This window comes from Gordonia liuliyuniae (assembly GCF_021739025.1).
Classification (GTDB): domain Bacteria; phylum Actinomycetota; class Actinomycetes; order Mycobacteriales; family Mycobacteriaceae; genus Gordonia; species Gordonia liuliyuniae.
Genome location: NZ_JAKKOT010000003.1, coordinates 347,490 through 363,812, shown reverse-complemented (window position 1 = coordinate 363,812; position 16,323 = coordinate 347,490). Strand labels below are relative to the sequence as shown.

Here is a 16,323-nt window from a genome sequence, read left to right as displayed (position 1 = left end):
CGCGTCACCCGACACTGAATAACCACCGCCTTCTACTCGACTCCACTAGGAGAGCCCAGTATCGATCCCCGTCTTCCCCTCGTATAGTCCCCGCTGTCCGTCCCGGTGTTACGTGTTTCCCTGTAGTTCCCGGTCACGACTGTAGTTCCCGGTCACGCCTGTAGTTCCCAGTCACGACTGTAGTTCCCGGTCACGACAGTCCACCGCGTTGCGACGGATCGCCGCGAGCACGTCACCGAATGCGTCCGGCCCGGCCGCAGCCAACGTCGGCAGCGCGCTCATCAGCGCCATGGTGAGCGCGGTGTCGCGATCCGGCACCACCGCGGCCATCGCCGTCAGTGTCTGTTGAAGCTGGCCGAACGTCAATTCCGTGCCGCCGTGGGCCACCGCGACCGCATCGCGTGCGGCTTCGGCCGCAGTGGCGATCACATCGGGAAGCGCAACCAACGCATCATCCCCGTCGACGTCTTCGTCGACAGCCTGTTCGTCGGCCAGATGGATGTCGACGTCGCCGACCTCGACGCTCGGCTGATTCGCGAACGCGTCGAGGACCCGCGAGAACCGGTCAGCGAGTCGTTGGATCCGTTCCCGGTCGAACAGATCCGTCGCGAATACGAACCGTCCTTCGAGGTGGCTCGACGAGTCACTCGGCGGGCGCAACGTGAGTTGCAGGTCCACTTGGGCTCCGACGGTGTCCGGGTCCCGTCCGGACACGCGCAGGCCGGTCAGTTCCAGGTTCGGGAACGTGAAGTTCTGGAACGACAGCATCACCTGGAAGATCGGGTTGTGCGCGCCGGACGGCGAGTCCAGCAGTCGCCCGACGACGGACTCGAACGGAACGTCTGCGTGTGCGAAGTCGTCGAGACTATCGGTGTGCACCCGACCGACCAGCGTCGACAACGACTCGTCCGCCCGGATGCGGGTGCGCAGCGGAACTGAGTTGACGAACATGCCGACGACGTCGTCGAACGCCTGCTCGGACCGTCCGGCATACGGCGTGCCGATCACGATGTCCGGCTCACCGGTCATCCGGTGCAGCAGTACCGCGAACGCCGCCTGCAGCACGACGAACAGGGTCGACCCCTGCTCTCGGGCCATTGCGTCGAGCCGCGCCGCGACCTCCGGATCCACCTGGAACGCCACCTGGTCGCCTGCGAACGTCGGGGTCCGTGGGCGGCGGCGATCACCGGGAATCTCCAAGAGTTCCGGAACTCCGGCGAGCCGGTCCTCCCAGTAGTCGAGATGGCGCTCCTGAGCGCTCCGCCCGTCGTCGCCAACCTCCTGCAGACGCGCCGTCTGCCATGCCGCATAGTCGGCGTACTGCACGTCCAGCGGCAGCCATTGCGGTGCCCCGCCGAGTCGACGCGCTTCGTAGGCGACCATCAGGTCGCGGGCGAGCGGCACCATCGACGAGCCGTCCGCACTGATGTGATGGACGACGAACACCAGCACATAGTCGGCTGAGACATCGCTACCGTCGGTCTCGGATACCGGGAACAGGGTCAACCGCAGTGGCGGAGCCGATGCCAGATCGAACCCCCGGGTGGCTTCGGCCTCGATGGCGTCGACGATTGAGCCCTCGGGTTCGGACACCGTCAACCGCACGCCTGCGACCGCGTCGTCGACGGACAGGATCCGTTGCACCGGCACTCCGTCCACACCGGGGTAGACGGTCCGCAGCGACTCATGTCGGGCGAGCAGGTCGGTGAGCGCCTCCCGTAGATGGGATGTGTCGAGACGACCGCTCAATTCGAGGACGAGTCCGATGTTGTACGCCGACGAATCGGGGTCGGTCTGGTTCAACAGCCACATACCGCGTTGGGCGGCCGACACCGGCAGCGCCGACGTCCGATCGGCCAGCACCGGGATTGTTCTGCCTGCGGCCGGCGAGCTCGCTGCCTTCGGCAGTCGGTCCACCGCGGCCGCCAGATCGACGACGGACGGCGCTTCGAACACGTCGCGCACCGTGAACGACACGTCGAACGCCACTGCCAGCCGCGAGGCCAGCTTCGTCGCCGACAGCGAGTTGCCGCCCACGTCGAAGAACGACTCGGCGGCACTGACTTGGTCGACGCCCAGCACCGATGCCATCAGCTCGGCGACCGCGGACTCCGTCGCACCCGTCGGCAGCACGAGGTCGTCGCGGTCCGCGAAGTCGATGGCGGGCAGGGCCCGACGGTCCACCTTCCCGATCGGCGTCACCGGCAGCGACGGCAGAACCACGATCGTCTGCGGAACCAGATACTTCGGCAGCCTCGCACGCGCGAACTCCATCAGGCTGCGCGTCGAGACCACGTGGTCGTCGGCTGCGGCATAGGTCACCAGGACCTGGTCGCCGCCGGGCCCGGGGACTCCGAGACTGACCGCAGCACCGACGTCCGGGTGGGACGCCAGCACCGCATCGACTTCGCCGGGTTCGATTCGCAGACCCCGGATCTTCAACTGGAAGTCCGTCCGTCCGTGATAGACGAGGGCGTCCGAAGCCGTCCGTGTCACCCGGTCGCCGGTTCGATACATGCGCTGCCCCGGCGCGAAGGGGTGCGCAACGAAGCTGCGTGCGGTCAACCCGGGGCGGTTCAAGTACCCCAGGCCGGTCTGGTCGCCGGCCAGATACAGCTCGCCGGGCACGCCGACCGGCGTGGGACGCAATGCGCCGTCCAGTACGAGCGCTTCGACGCCTGGGAGCGGAGCCCCGATCGTCAGCGGTTCGCCCGCGGTCCGCGGACCGTCGACACTGACCCACACCGTCGCTTCGGTGGGCCCGTAGAGGTTGAAGAATCCGCCGGGCCCTCGACGTGCGTCGGCCCACCGGTCAGCCAGTCCGACCGGGCACGCCTCGCCGCCGCTGAGCACGGTCGTCAACGTCGGCACATCGTCGGGTTCGACGGTCGCGAGCACCGACGGCGTGAGCAGAGCGTGCGTGACGCGGGCCGCATTGATCAACGACGACAAGGGCTCGGACGCGTACACGTCGGGCGGTGCCACCACCAGTTCCGCGCCTGTCGAGAAGCCCAGCACCAACTCCAGCACCGACGCGTCGAAGCTCGGGGACGATACGTGGAGCACGCGGGTCGACGGTCCGGCCGTGAACATCGTCGCCAGGTTCTGCGCGAGCCCGGCCAGACCGCGGTGGCCGATGGCCGTCGCCTTCGGCCGCCCGGTGGAGCCCGAGGTGAATATCAGGTAGGCGGTGTCGTCGAGGCGGACCGGACGGAGCCGATCGGCGTCGCCGAGCGCATCACTCGATCGCGCGGCGATCGACCGTTCGACGTCGGGATCGGACAATTCGATCCAGGTCGGTCCGGTCGGGGCGACGCCGCTTCCCGCAAGGCGAATCCCGAGGCGGGCGCCCGCGTCGACGATCATCTCTTCCTGCCGGGCTACGGGTTGGGTCGGATCGATGAGGACGAATCCCGCGCCGGACTTGATCACCGCGAGGGTCGCCCGCACCGACTGGTGTGATCGCCCGATCGCGACGGCGACGATGTCGCCGGGACCGGCGCCTCGAACGATCAGTTCCCGCGCCAGCGCATTGGTCTGGACGGCCAACTCGCCGTACGTCCACGTCGCTGATCCCGATACCGCCGTTTCCGCTGCCGCCGTGCTCGATGTCGCCGTGCTCGATGTCGCGGTGACGGCCGGCGCGTCGGCGCCGGCTTGGCGGGCGCCGTCGTCGAGGAGTTCGGGGAAAGTACGCGTCGCGATCGACGTCGCGGGTGCCTGCATCGGATCGACGAGATCGAGTGCACCGACCCGGTAGTCGGGGCCCGCGGTCATGCCGCGCAGCACGTGCAGGAACGACTCGGTCAGTTGCGCTACCCGTTCGCGGTCGAACAGGTCTGTCGCGAAACCGAAGTCGGCGCTGATCGTGCGGCGCCCGTCGGCGCGCGTGGACACGCTGAACGACACCTCGAGGTCGGTCTTGACCACGGGGAGTCGCAGGGCGCGGACCGCTCCGGCGTCCGCTCTCGACAACGGATCGTCGTGCCATGTCATCGCGACCTGGTAGATCGGTGTGTATGCGAGCGACCGGTTCGGCGCGAGAGCTTCCACCACGTCCTCGAACGGCAGGTCCGCGTGATCGAGGGCCGCACCGAATGCGCGGCGGCCTGCGGCGAGCAATTCACCGACTGTGAGCTCCGGCGTCGGTCGAGCTCGCAGCACCACCGTGTTGACGAACATTCCGACGAGACGGTCGAGTTCGGGTGCGCCACGCCCGTGTACCGCGACCCCGACGGGTACGTCGTCGGATCCAGCCAACCGCCCGAGCACCACGGACATCGCCGCGTGCACGACGAGGAAGCTCGTCGTACCGGTCCGTTCCGCGAGAGCCTGCACGGCGTCGGCCACGTCCGAGGGCACGGTCATGGTGACGGCGTCGCCGCGACCGGAGGCGACTCGCGGACGTGGACGGTCGGTCGGCAGGTCGAGGAGTTCGGGTACTCCGGACAGCTCGGTCCGCCAGAACGCGAGGTCGCGGCCTGCCGTGGACACCGGGTCTGCCATGTCGCCGAGCGCCGCTATCCGGGCCAGCGCGTGGTCGGCGTACTGCGGTGTCAACGGTTCCCATCCGGGCGACTGCCCGTCCCGCCGAGCCGTGTACGCCCGCGTCAGGTCGTGCATCAGCGGGGCCAGCGATGCGCCGTCGCCTGCGATGTGGTGCAGAACGATCAGCAGAGTGTCGGTGTGGTCGTCCCGGAACAGCACTGCGCGCAACGGCGTCGCCGTGGTCAGGTCGAACCCACGCGAGGCGTGCGCGACCAGCGCAGTCTCGAGTTCGTCTGCCTGCGCCGGGACCGGGCCGACAAGGATGTCACCGGGCACGTCGGACGTCGCCAGGATGTGCTGGACCGGACGCCCGTCATCGGACACCGGGTGGATCGTGCGGAGGGGTTCGTGACGGTCGATGACGTCGCCGAACGCCGCGCGCAGCGCGTCGACGTCCACGGGATCGTCGAATGTGACCACACCGGCCATGTTGTACGTCGCGGCGCCCGGCTCCATTCGGTTGATCAGCCAGAGCCTCGACTGCGACGGTGACAACGGGATCTCGTCCGGGCGCACGAGCCGCCCCGCACGACTTCCGGCGTCCGAGCCCAAGTCCGAGGTCGAGTCCGAGTCCGAGTCACTGTGCGCGGCCAGGTCGGCGAGCGTGCCGCCGTCGAAGATGTCGGCGAGGCGCAGTTCCAGCCCGACGGTCCGCGCGCGGGACACGAGGCGGGCCGCGGTCAACGAGTCGCCGCCGAGCCCGAAGAGATGCTCGGTCATGCTCGGCGTCTGGTCGAGTCCGAGGAGTTCGGCGACCAGGTCGGCGAGGCGATGCTCGGCGGCGGTCCGTGGCGCGACGTGCTCGTCCGCCGGTGCGGACAGGACCGGCTCCGGCAGCGCTGCCCGATCCAGTTTCCCGTTGTCGGTGACCGGAAACTCGTCCATGACGACGACGGCGGTGGGCACCATGTGCGACGGGAGCTCGCGACGGCATGTCACCAGCACGTCGTCGTCGGTCACATTCCCACCGTCGGTGGGCCGGACGTACGCGACCACCATCGGGATCCCGGTGGGGCCGGACCGGACCGACACGACCGCCGACTCGATCATCGGATGGTCTCGGACGGTGCTCTCGATCTCGCCGAGCTCAACCCGCTGTCCGCGAATCTTGACTTGGAAGTCCGTACGACCGTGATAGCGAAGCTCGCCGTCGCTCCCCCAGCTCACGAGGTCGCCGGTGCGGTACATACGGGTGCCCGCATCGCCGAACGGAGCAGCCACAAACCGTTCCGCCGACAGGTCGGGCCTGCCCACATAGCCGGTCGCCAACTGGGGTCCGGCCAGATAGAGCTCGCCCGCGACTCCCACCGGGACCGGACGCAGGGTCTCGTCGAGAACGAGCACGTCCGTGTCTGGGACCGGTCGCCCGATCGGCACGTCGTCGACATCGCCGTCGACGACGTACTCGGTCACGTCGATAGCCGCCTCCGTCGGACCGTACAGGTTGACCAGGCGCACCGACCATTGGCGAGTCACGGCCTGCGCCAGGGTCGGGCTCAACGCCTCGCCGGAGGTGAACACGGTGTCGACGTGGGCCGCCAACTGTTCGCCGGAGTCGACGAACACTTCGAGCATCGACGGGACGAAGTGCATCGTGGTGACGCGCGACTCGTCAACGAGACGGGCCAGGTAGGCGGGATCCCGGTGGCCGTCGGGGGCGGCGATCACCATGCGCGCGCCGCTGATCAGCGGCCACACCAGTTCCCACACTGACACGTCGAAGGTGTACGGAGTCTTGTACAGGACGGCGTCACCGCTGCCGATCCGATGGCGGCGCTGCATCCACTCGAGCCGTCGGCGCAGCGCCGAATGCGTCACCTCGACGCCCTTGGGCGTACCTGTCGACCCCGACGTGAAGATCACGTACACGGGGACGTCCACCCGGGCGGGGTGGACGCCGACGGGCGCAGCCGGCCGGTCGGTCGCGTCCAGGTAATCGTCGTCGACGACGACCACCGGTCGAGCCGTGTCGAGGATCGCCCTCCGTCGGGTGGCTGGCAAGCCCGGATCGAGCGGAACATATGCCGCACCGATCAGGAGGGTCGCGTGGATGGCGACCACCTGCGCGATGCCGCGGTCCAGGCTCACCGCGACCCGGTCGCCCAGAGCGACGCCGTCCGCGGCCAACCGTCCGGCCAGGCTCCGTCGCTGCGCGTCGAACTCCTCGTACGTCATCGTGCGACCGGCGAAATCGAGGGCTACGGCCTCCGGTTGTTCGGCGACCCGCTCCGCGAGCAAGTCGAGGATCGTCGTCGCCTCATCGAATGATTCGAGTGCCGGTCCGCGCCCTCTCTCGACGAGTTCGGTCTGCTCGCCGGGCGCCACCAGTTCCACGTCGATCACCCGGCGATCGATGTCGTCCAACGCTCGGGTCAGAAATCTGACGAACCGCTGCACATGGGACCGCAGGTCGCTCGGTTCGTACAGATTCGGATTGCCGTGGAGGTCGACCGCCAACTGTTCGCCCGGTGCCGCCTGATACAGGTTGATGCGGAGGTCTTCGAGAATGCCGGACGAGAGAATGTGATAGCTCGTCTGCGCGCGGTCGACTTCGATCGGCGTGTCGAAGAACATCATGTTGACGACCGGGCCGAACGACGCACTGTTGCCCGCGCCCAACCCTGCGTCGACACGGATGTCCTCGAACCGGTAGCGCTGATGGCGGAGGGCTCCGGTCAGATCGACCTGCAACGCGCGCGCCAGTGATCGCATCGTGGACTGGGAGATATCTCGCGCCCGCACTGGCAGCATGTTCGACAGCATGCCGCCGGAATTCTTGACCTTGGCGGTCGACCGTCCGGTGACCGGCAGGCTCAGGACCACGTCGTCAGTGCCCGCCATTCGTCCCAGGAATGCGGAGAACGCGGCGACGAGCAGGACTGCCACCGAACAGCCAGCGTCTTTCGCGACCGACTCCAGCCGGGCCTGCGTCTGCGTGTCCAGTCGCTCCCCCGCCACCACGTTCTGCGGTGACAGTGGCGCCACCCTGTCGCGCCCGGACAAGCTCACTCGTTCCGGCAGGTCGGCGACCTGCTCGACCCAATAGTCCCGGTCTCGCTCGCGTCGGGAGCTCTCGGTGTACGCCTGATCGTCGGCGACCAGACCTGCGAGATCCAGACGGCGGGTCGGCGTGTACTCGTCACCGGTCCGGGCGGCGTTGTATCGGCGCACCGCCGACAGAAGACTGGTCAAGGCGGAGAAGCCATCGAAGACGATGTGGTGTCCGCGCATGTAGAGCAGCGTGTGGTCGTCGGCGACTCGAATGAGAGCGGCGACCGCGAGAGGATCGACCAGCACGTCCATCTGACGTTGGTAGTCCGCGGTCATCCAGTCCAGAGCCGCCTGGAACGGCGCGGCCTCGCCTCGCATGTCGATCCGTGCGACTTCGAAGCCGGATTCGCGGTCGACCCGTTGCTTCGGCACCCCGTCGACCTCGACGAGGGTGGTGCAGGGCGACTCGAAATCGACGGCTGCTTCTGCCGTGCACGCCTCGAGGAGGTCGTGATCGATCGGGGCGTCGACGGACCGAATGCTCAGGTAGTGCGCGATGATCACCGAATAGTCGGCCGAGAGACTCTCTGCGAACCACATGCCTCGCTGTGCGGCCGTCAGAGGCAACAGTTCGTCCTGGCCTCCGAGAGCAACAACGTGTGTCACCTGGTCACTCCATCCAACTAAGCATCGCTATGCTCCGAATTTCCCATTCGTCCGCGCTTCTCCTCACTCATGCACCGCACATCGGCGTCTAGTACATCGCGTTACACGACGTACATATCTGTAACCGAAGGGGCGGCGGCCACATGCAGTCGCAAGTTCAGAGTATTACCCGGCACCGCACCTTTCGTCTGGAATCATCTAGTTGTCGCGGCCCTGCGATATCCACGCAAAGCGGGGTATACACTGCACCCCACGAAAACTACGGTCCATATCATGACTTTGATAAAAGCCTCCAGCACTGGCCCCCCGACTGCAAATCCTCGCATCAACTCGATTGCCGGCGTCATGGGCTGGTTGGCGACTATCGGCTGCAGCCATCCGGGATAGGCGTCGATCGGCGAGAACCCCGAGTTGAAGAACATCAGGAGATTCGTCAATAGTCCGAGGTATTGGACGAGCGGAGCGCCGGGCGGAGAATTCACCGCGATCGCCAGCACGAAGACTGCGTACGCACCGCCGAACACCAAGGGTATCGCGAGGAGACCGAGCGCCCCGAGTAGACCCTGCTCGAACCGGAAGCCCATCACATAGCCGACGAGCAGCAGTTCCAGCGTCAGCACAAAGATGCGGATGATCTCGGCGACCACCCGGGACGTGAGGTCGGCGGCGCGATTGATCGGCAGCACGTACAGTCGCGCGAGCAGACCCGTCGACCGTTCCTTGTTCAGGCGGACCGCAGACACGACCGAACCGCCCATCGCTCCGATCAGGATCATCAACGGGACCGTCCCGTACAGGCTGTCCTGCCCGGTCGCCGACCCGACCGCGTCGCCGAGCACCACCTTGACCAGCACCATCGAGATGGCGGGCACGATGAACGACTGCAGGACTGTCGGCACGTCCCGCACATACACGAGCAGTTGTCGCCAGGTGAGTACGCGCGATGCGTCGAACCAGGCGCGCACCGACACCTCGCGCGGCCGTGCAGGCACCGCATCGGATCGGATCATCGTCATCGCCGCGCCCCCCGAACGCCGACCGTCAACAGGGCAACCGCGAGGACGGCGATCCCGACACACCACCAGACGGTCGGCGCCGCCACCGACCACGTCAACGACTCCGGCGAATCCGCTACCCGCAGCACGTCGACGAACTGCGACACAGGCTGGTTGCGAGCGAACCCGCGAATCCACTCGGGGAAGCGTTCTTCGGGCGAGAATCCGGTCGAGACCAGGCCGAGGATCATCATTGGCAGGCCGAGGAGCTGACTCGTGGCTTCCGGGCTGCTCGCGACTCCGCCTGCACCGTCCGACAGCAGCGCGAGCAGGATTCCGATGCCCAGCGCGATTGCGAACAGCGACACGGTGCCGCCGACACCGCCGGAGGGGCGCCATCCGATTATCAGGCAGGCCACCGCCGCACAGATCAACGAAATGATCAAGAGTGCGGCGTTCGTCGCAAGGCGCGCAAGCGGCGGAACGCTCCTCGGCATTGGCAGAATCCGGAATCTGGCACTGATCCCGTCGCTCACATCGAATGCCGATCGCATCGCAGCGGACGTGGCCGCGAAACTAATGGACAAGAGAATGATGATCGGTGTGAGGAATGTGCCGTAATCCATCCCCGGAACGGTGTCCATGATCTTCCGAAGCGGAACGTAAAAGCACACGGCCAGGAAGACTGGGGCGATGAATGCGAAGGCGAACTCCCCGTTGCGGAGAACCTTGACCAGCCCGCGAGCGGTCAGCGTCCACCACTGGCGAATCGCACGGACGCCACTCGACACGTCGACCTCGCCCGGGATCGTCTGAGCCCCGGCCTCCTGCCCTCCGACGACCTGCGTCACTCGGCGTCGTCCTCGTCGTCGAGCCGCGAGCTGGCTGTCGTCTTGTCGGTCAGAGCCAGGAAGACCTCGTCCAACGACGGACGGCGCAGCACGATGTCGGCCAGCGGAATCTTGGCAGCCTCGGTCCGACGGATCACTTCCGCGAGCGTCTGCGGGCCGTCCGGAGCGGGCACCGACACCGCACCGGCTTCGTCCGACGCGGTGTCGTCCACCGCCGAACCGCCCGATGCCTGGCCGTCGAACATGTCTTCGAGTCGCGCGCGCAGCCGAGGGAGGTACGCCGGGTGGGCGGGCGTCACTTCGCAGTACGCCGCCCCGGTCGCAGCCTTCAGTTCGTCGGACGTGCCTTCCGCGATCACTCGCCCGCCGTCGATGACCACGATGTTGTCGGACAGCCGATCGGCTTCTTCCAGGTACTGAGTCGTGAGAAGGATCGTCACACCCGAGTCCCGCAGTTGCTCGACCACCGTCCACACGTCCTGACGGCTCCGAGGGTCGAGGCCGGTCGTCGGCTCGTCGAGGAACACGACCTCGGGCCGGGTGACGAGACCGCACGCGATGTCGATGCGGCGGCGCATGCCGCCGGAGTACTTGCCGACGCGGCGACCCGCAGCCTCGGTGAGACCGAACTCGGCGAGCAGTTCGTCGGCGCGCACGGCGGCCCGTTTCTTCGGCAGGCCGAGCAGTCGCCCGAACAGGATCAGGTTCTCGCGCCCGGTCAGCGCTTCGTCGAGCGCGGCGAACTGTCCGGTGAGCATGATGTCACCGCGCACGGCCGACGCCGCCTCGACGATGTCGTGTCCGGCGACTACGGCTTCGCCGCCGTCGGGGGCGAGCAACGTGCACAGCATGTTCACTGTGGTGGTCTTGCCTGCACCGTTCGGGCCGAGGAGCGCGACGATCGTGCCCTTCGGGACGACGAACGACACGTCGTCGACCGCGGTGAAGTCGCCGAAGGTCTTCCGCAGATGAGACACGGTGATCGCAGCTTCGGCGGGAGGCCCATCCGGCGCGTTCACCGGGGTCAACGACGGAAAGGTGATCGTCTCGGCGGCGGCGTTCTCGACGTCTTCCGGGGACCGCAGCGGCTCCGGCGACGCCGTGGTCATCACATCCCAGGACGCGTGCCTCGGCGCGCGCGGCCGAGCACGGTCCACGCGAGGCTCGGTCGACTGGGGTAGTTCGCGCTTCCGGCGGCGCAGCACGGGCGCCGACGGCCCGACTGCGCGTTCGATCTGGGTCGGCGCATCGCGCGCCGTCGCATCGTCTGGTTCCGCAGCAGTGCGAGGCGACGACGTATCGACTGCGGCCATGCCCTGGGCGTCGGCTGCGGCCATGCCCTGGGCGTCGGCCGGGGTCCCGCCCAGCTCGTCCCGCCAGGCACGCAGCTCTTTGAGAACCGGATCGTCCTCCGGGACCCATGGCATCGTGTCCGCCAAAGCGTCGCGGGGAGGCTGCCGACGGGGACGGATGTGCTCATGCGGATCCGTACCGTGCTCCATGCATGCCTTCCTCGAACAATTCCATTACATCGCCCGAAAGAGAGTATCGTCCGGTGCCGCGGCAGCGTTTCACAATCTCTTCGGCGAGACAGAGCCGTGACCGTCTCGACCGTCCGTGATCAGTGCGCGCTCCCGCTCCAGCGGCCGGAACAAACGGTACGGACGCCACGTGCCCTCTGCGTCGTCCCACGGGCGCATGATGAGCCAGAGCACCGTCGCCATCGCGAACCGGAACGGCAGGTCTGCCCTCATCCGGCGTAACAGCCGACGGTCTCCCCTCGCTTTGGCAGTCCGGACACCGCCGGTGAGGTAGTGCCGGTTGCGGATCGGCGAGAACCGGAGCTGTCGTCCCGACGTATCGACGACCGCCCCGGGGACAAGGCGGCACCGCACTCCCTGTTCGACGAGCGCCAACGACAGGTCCAAGTCGTCCCACACGTCGTGCGCTCGGGTCAGTTTGGATTCGACGAGGCTCCAGCATTCACGGCGCAATGCCATGTTCGCGCCTGCGAGCGAATCGATGTCCTTTCCACCGGCGAACTTCTCCGCAGCTTTGGTCTGCATCTTCAGCAGCCTCTCGCGGGCCGGACCGTCCGAGAGCATGACGAGACCGGTCATCGCGCCGTACTCGCCGTTAGCGGGGTCGTCGAAGAAGCCCAGCACACGTTCGGCCCAGGCGGGGTCGGCCTGGCTGTCTGCATCGATGCGGGCCACCACGTCGCCTGCGGCTGCCGACATGCCTGCAGACACTGCTTCCACAACGCCCGGTGTGGGTTCGGGGAGCAGACGGATCCGACGTTCACTGTCGGTCGAGTATCGCCGGATGTACTCCACCACGATCTCGGCGGTGCCATCGGTCGACGCGTTGTCGACGACGACGATCTCATCCACCGGTCTCGTCTGGTTCAGCAGGTGGTCCAGACACCTGCCGATGGCGTCTTCCTCGTTGAATGCGGGTATGACCACGGACAGAGTCGTCATTCCACTCCTCGTCATCGACGGCGGGCGCTTCAGCTCACTCTAACGACTATGTCATCCGTTCAGGGGATGCCCTTCCCTACCCACGAAAACAAGAACGCCCCTCCCGGAATCCCGGGAGGGGCGATCTGTGTGGTTCACCGTCAGGCGACGAGAAGCCTACTTGGCCTTCTCGAGCACCTCGACCAGGCGCCAGCGCTTGGTGGCCGACATCGGTCGGGTCTCCATGATGCGAACGCGGTCGCCGACACCGGCGGTCTCGTTCTCATCGTGCGCCTTGACCTTGCTGGTCGTGCGGATGATCTTGCCGTAGAGCGGGTGGCTCTTACGATCTTCCAGCTCGACCGTGACGGTCTTGGTCATCTTGTCACTGACGACGTAACCGATCCGCTCCTTGCGGCGGTTGCGCTCTTCGACGTTCACGTTCTGGTCCTCACTCATGCGTCTTCACCTTCCGGTCCGGACGCCAGGCCCAGCTCGCGCTCACGCATAACGGTGTAGACGCGAGCGATCTCACGACGCACGGTGCGCAGGCGACGGTTGTTGTCGAGCTGGCCGGTTGCCATCTGGAAGCGAAGGTTGAACAACTCTTCCTTCGACTCCTTGAGGCGGTCGACCAGATCGGTGTCACTGAGCTCGCGGAGCTCAGACGCAGCGATTCCGAGTGCCATCAGAACTGCTCCTCTCTGGTCACGATCCGGGTCTTCATGGGGAGCTTGTGCTGTGCGCGACGCAGGGCCTCGCGAGCGGTCTCCTCATTGGGGTAGGTCATCTCGAACAGCACGCGGCCCGGCTTCACCGGTGCCACCCACCACTCGGGCGAACCCTTACCGGAACCCATGCGGGTCTCGGCGGGCTTCTTCGTGATCGGGCGGTCCGGGAAGATGTTGATCCAGACCTTGCCGCCACGCTTGATGTGGCGGTTGATCGCGATACGAGCGGACTCGATCTGACGGTTGGTGATGTAAGCACCCTCCAGGGCCTGGATACCGTAGTCGCCGAAGGTGACCTTGGTTCCGCCCGACGCCTGACCCTTCAGGCTGGGGTGGTGCTGCTTGCGGTGCTTGACCCGACGAGGGATCAACATGGGCTAGCCCTCCTGCTTCTCTGCCTGCGCAGGCGCAGACGCCTCTGCAGCCGCACCCTCGGCAGCCGCGCTGCGGCCCGCGTCGGTTCCGGTCGCGGTGGTGCCCGAGGCACCGCTGCGACGCGGACGGCTGGGACGACGCGGACGACGGTCTTCTGCCGGAGCGGCCGCAGCCAGCTCGCGACGACCACCGACGACGTCACCCTTGTAGATCCAGACCTTCACGCCGATCCGGCCGAAGGTCGTCTTGGCCTCGTAGAGTCCGTAATCGATGTCGGCACGCAGCGTGTGCAGCGGGACGCGACCTTCGCGGTAGAACTCCTTGCGGCTCATCTCAGCTCCGCCGAGACGGCCCGAGCACTGGACACGAATGCCCTTCACGCCCGGCTGGCGCATGGCCGACTGGATGGCCTTGCGCATCGCGCGGCGGAACGCCACACGGTTGGACAGCTGCTCGGCGACGCCCTGAGCAACGAGCTGGGCGTCGGCCTCGGGGTTCTTGACCTCGAGGATGTTCAGCTGAACCTGCTTGCCGGTGAGCTTCTCCAGGTCGCCGCGGATGCGATCGGCTTCGGCGCCGCGGCGGCCGATGACGATGCCCGGACGAGCGGTGTGGATGTCGACGCGAACACGGTCACGGGTGCGCTCGATCTCCACCTTGGAGATGCCTGCGCGCTCGAGGCCGGTGCTCAGCAGCTTGCGGATGGCGACGTCTTCCTTGACGTACTCCGCGTACTGCTTGTCGGCGTACCAACGCGAGCTCCAGTCGGTGGTGATGCCGAGGCGGAAGCCATGCGGGTTGATCTTCTGGCCCACGGTTCAGGCTCCCTTCTTCTTCTGCTGGCGCGAACGAGCACGTCCGCCGTTCTCCGCTGCAGCTGCAACGACCACGGTGATGTGGCTGGTGCGCTTGCGGATGCGGAACGCACGGCCCTGGGCGCGAGGCTGGAAGCGCTTCAAGGTCGGCCCCTCGTCGGCGTAAGCCTCCGAGATGACCAGGGTGCGACGATCCTGACCCTGGTTGTTCTCTGCGTTGGCGATCGCGCTGGCGAGCACCTTGTACACGGGCTCGCTGGCCGACTGCGGGGCGAACCGCAGAATGTCCAGGGCCTCGTCCACGTTCTTGCCGCGGACCAGGTCGAGGACGCGGCGAGCCTTCATCGGGGTGACGCGAACGAACTTCGCGGTCGCCCGTGCGGTCTGCACTGCGTTGTCAGTTTCAGTAGTCATGGTTTACCGGCGCTTCGCTTTCCGGTCATCCTTGATGTGACCCTTGAAGGTTCGGGTGGGTGCGAACTCGCCGAGCTTGTGCCCCACCATGGAATCCGACACGAACACCGGCACGTGCTTGCGACCGTCGTGGACGGCGAACGTGTGACCGATGAAGTCAGGCGTGATGGTCGAGCGGCGCGACCAGGTCTTGATGACCTGCTTGGTGCCCTTCTCGTTCTGAACGTCCACCTTCTTCAGGAGGTGGTCGTCGACGAACGGGCCCTTCTTCAGGCTGCGTGGCATTTTTTACCTCCTCCTATTATCGCTTGTTCTTGCCGGTACGACGGCGGCGGACGATCAGCTTGTCGCTGGGCTTGTTCTTGCGGGTGCGGCCTTCCGGCTGACCCCACGGGCTGACCGGGTGGCGACCACCGGACGTCTTGCCCTCGCCGCCACCGTGCGGGTGGTCGACCGGGTTCATGACGACACCGCGGACGGTCGGGCGCTTGCCCTTCCAGCGCATGCGGCCGGCCTTGCCCCAGTTGATGTTGCTCTGCTCGGCGTTGCCGACCTCGCCGACGGTTGCGCGGCAGCGCACGTCGACACGACGGATCTCACCGGACGGCATACGCAGCGTGGCGTAGGGGCCTTCCTTGCCGAGGAGCTGGATCGACGCACCGGCCGAGCGTGCCATCTTGGCGCCACCGCCCGGACGCAGTTCCACGTTGTGGATCTGGGTACCGGTCGGGATGTTGCGCAGCGGCAGGTTGTTGCCCGGCTTGATGTCGGCGTTCGGACCCGACTCGACGATGTCGCCCTGCTTCAGGTTCTTCGGCGCGATGATGTAGCGCTTCTCGCCGTCGACGAAGTGGAGCAGTGCGATCCGAGCCGTACGGTTCGGGTCGTACTCGATGTGAGCGACCTTGGCGTTGATGCCGTCCTTGTCGTTACGACGGAAGTCGATCAGACGGTAGGCACGCTTGTGGCCGCCACCCTTGTGACGAGTGGTGATGCGACCGTGGGCGTTGCGGCCACCGCTGGAAGACAGCGGGCGGACCAGCGACTTCTCGGGGTGCGAACGAGTGACCTCGGAGAAGTCGGCACCGCTCGAGCCGCGGCGACCCGGGGTCGTCGGCTTGTACTTACGAATTGCCATGAGTGTTAGTCCCTATCCTTCTCGCGGGCGGTCAGCTGACCGCTCCCCCGAAGATCTCGATGGGCTTGCTGTCAGCGGACAGCGTCACGATGGCGCGCTTGGTGTTCTTGCGCTTGCCGTAACCGAAGCGAGTGCGCTTGCGCTTGCCCTGACGGTTCGCGGTGTTGACGCTGGAGACCTTGACGTCGAAGATCGCCTCGATCGCGATCTTGATCTGGGTCTTGTTCGAATCCGGGTGCACCAGGAAGGTGTACACGTTGTCTTCGATCAGCCCGTAGGCCTTCTCCGAGATCACCGGCGCCAGGATGATGTCACGCGGATCTGCGTGCGTAGCCAT

The 16,323-nt window shown here is 66.6% G+C and carries 13 protein-coding genes; all 13 read right to left on the bottom strand.

The window, feature by feature from the left end; translation table 11 throughout:
- Positions 1-171: 171 nt before the first annotated feature.
- Positions 172-8,205, bottom strand: a complete 8,034-nt coding sequence (locus tag L5G28_RS06515; RefSeq protein WP_237000814.1) for a non-ribosomal peptide synthetase — start codon at positions 8,203-8,205, stop codon at positions 172-174.
- Between the two features lie 194 nt (positions 8,206-8,399).
- Positions 8,400-9,221 carry an ABC transporter permease gene (locus L5G28_RS06510; protein WP_237000813.1) on the bottom strand — a complete coding sequence of 274 codons (822 nt, stop codon included), beginning with the start codon at positions 9,219-9,221 and terminating at the stop codon, positions 8,400-8,402.
- Positions 9,218-10,051, bottom strand: coding sequence for an ABC transporter permease (locus L5G28_RS06505; RefSeq protein WP_237000812.1), 834 nt, complete (start codon positions 10,049-10,051; stop codon positions 9,218-9,220). The genes L5G28_RS06510 and L5G28_RS06505 overlap by 4 nt, the downstream gene beginning before the upstream one ends.
- A complete protein-coding gene (locus L5G28_RS06500) occupies positions 10,048-11,553 on the bottom strand; it encodes an ATP-binding cassette domain-containing protein (protein WP_237000811.1) in 1,506 nt (501 codons plus the stop codon). Before L5G28_RS06500 ends, L5G28_RS06505 begins: the two co-directional genes overlap by 4 nt.
- 69 nt (positions 11,554-11,622) lie before the next feature.
- A complete protein-coding gene (locus L5G28_RS06495; RefSeq protein WP_237000810.1) occupies positions 11,623-12,534 on the bottom strand; it encodes a glycosyltransferase family 2 protein in 912 nt (303 codons plus the stop codon).
- A gap of 156 nt (positions 12,535-12,690) precedes the next feature.
- Complete coding sequence (gene rpsQ, locus L5G28_RS06490) at positions 12,691-12,972, bottom strand: 30S ribosomal protein S17 (protein ID WP_236996203.1); 282 nt, start codon at positions 12,970-12,972, stop codon at positions 12,691-12,693.
- A complete protein-coding gene (gene rpmC / locus L5G28_RS06485) occupies positions 12,969-13,202 on the bottom strand; it encodes a 50S ribosomal protein L29 (RefSeq protein ID WP_161893840.1) in 234 nt (77 codons plus the stop codon). Before rpmC ends, rpsQ begins: the two co-directional genes overlap by 4 nt.
- A complete protein-coding gene (rplP, locus tag L5G28_RS06480) occupies positions 13,202-13,618 on the bottom strand; it encodes a 50S ribosomal protein L16 (RefSeq protein WP_008376013.1) in 417 nt (138 codons plus the stop codon). Before rplP ends, rpmC begins: the two co-directional genes overlap by 1 nt.
- A gap of 3 nt (positions 13,619-13,621) precedes the next feature.
- Complete coding sequence (gene rpsC / locus L5G28_RS06475) at positions 13,622-14,434, bottom strand: 30S ribosomal protein S3 (protein ID WP_236996202.1); 813 nt, start codon at positions 14,432-14,434, stop codon at positions 13,622-13,624.
- Positions 14,435-14,437: 3 nt separating this feature from the next.
- Positions 14,438-14,848: a 50S ribosomal protein L22 gene (gene rplV, locus L5G28_RS06470; RefSeq protein WP_236996201.1), complete on the bottom strand. Its 411-nt coding sequence runs from the start codon at positions 14,846-14,848 to the stop codon at positions 14,438-14,440.
- Between the two features lie 3 nt (positions 14,849-14,851).
- Positions 14,852-15,133: a 30S ribosomal protein S19 gene (rpsS, locus tag L5G28_RS06465; RefSeq protein WP_236996200.1), complete on the bottom strand. Its 282-nt coding sequence runs from the start codon at positions 15,131-15,133 to the stop codon at positions 14,852-14,854.
- A 16-nt stretch (positions 15,134-15,149) separates the two neighbouring features.
- Positions 15,150-15,986, bottom strand: a complete 837-nt coding sequence (rplB, locus tag L5G28_RS06460) for a 50S ribosomal protein L2 (protein WP_236996199.1) — start codon at positions 15,984-15,986, stop codon at positions 15,150-15,152.
- A gap of 31 nt (positions 15,987-16,017) precedes the next feature.
- Positions 16,018-16,323, bottom strand: a complete 306-nt coding sequence (rplW, locus tag L5G28_RS06455) for a 50S ribosomal protein L23 (protein ID WP_236996198.1) — start codon at positions 16,321-16,323, stop codon at positions 16,018-16,020.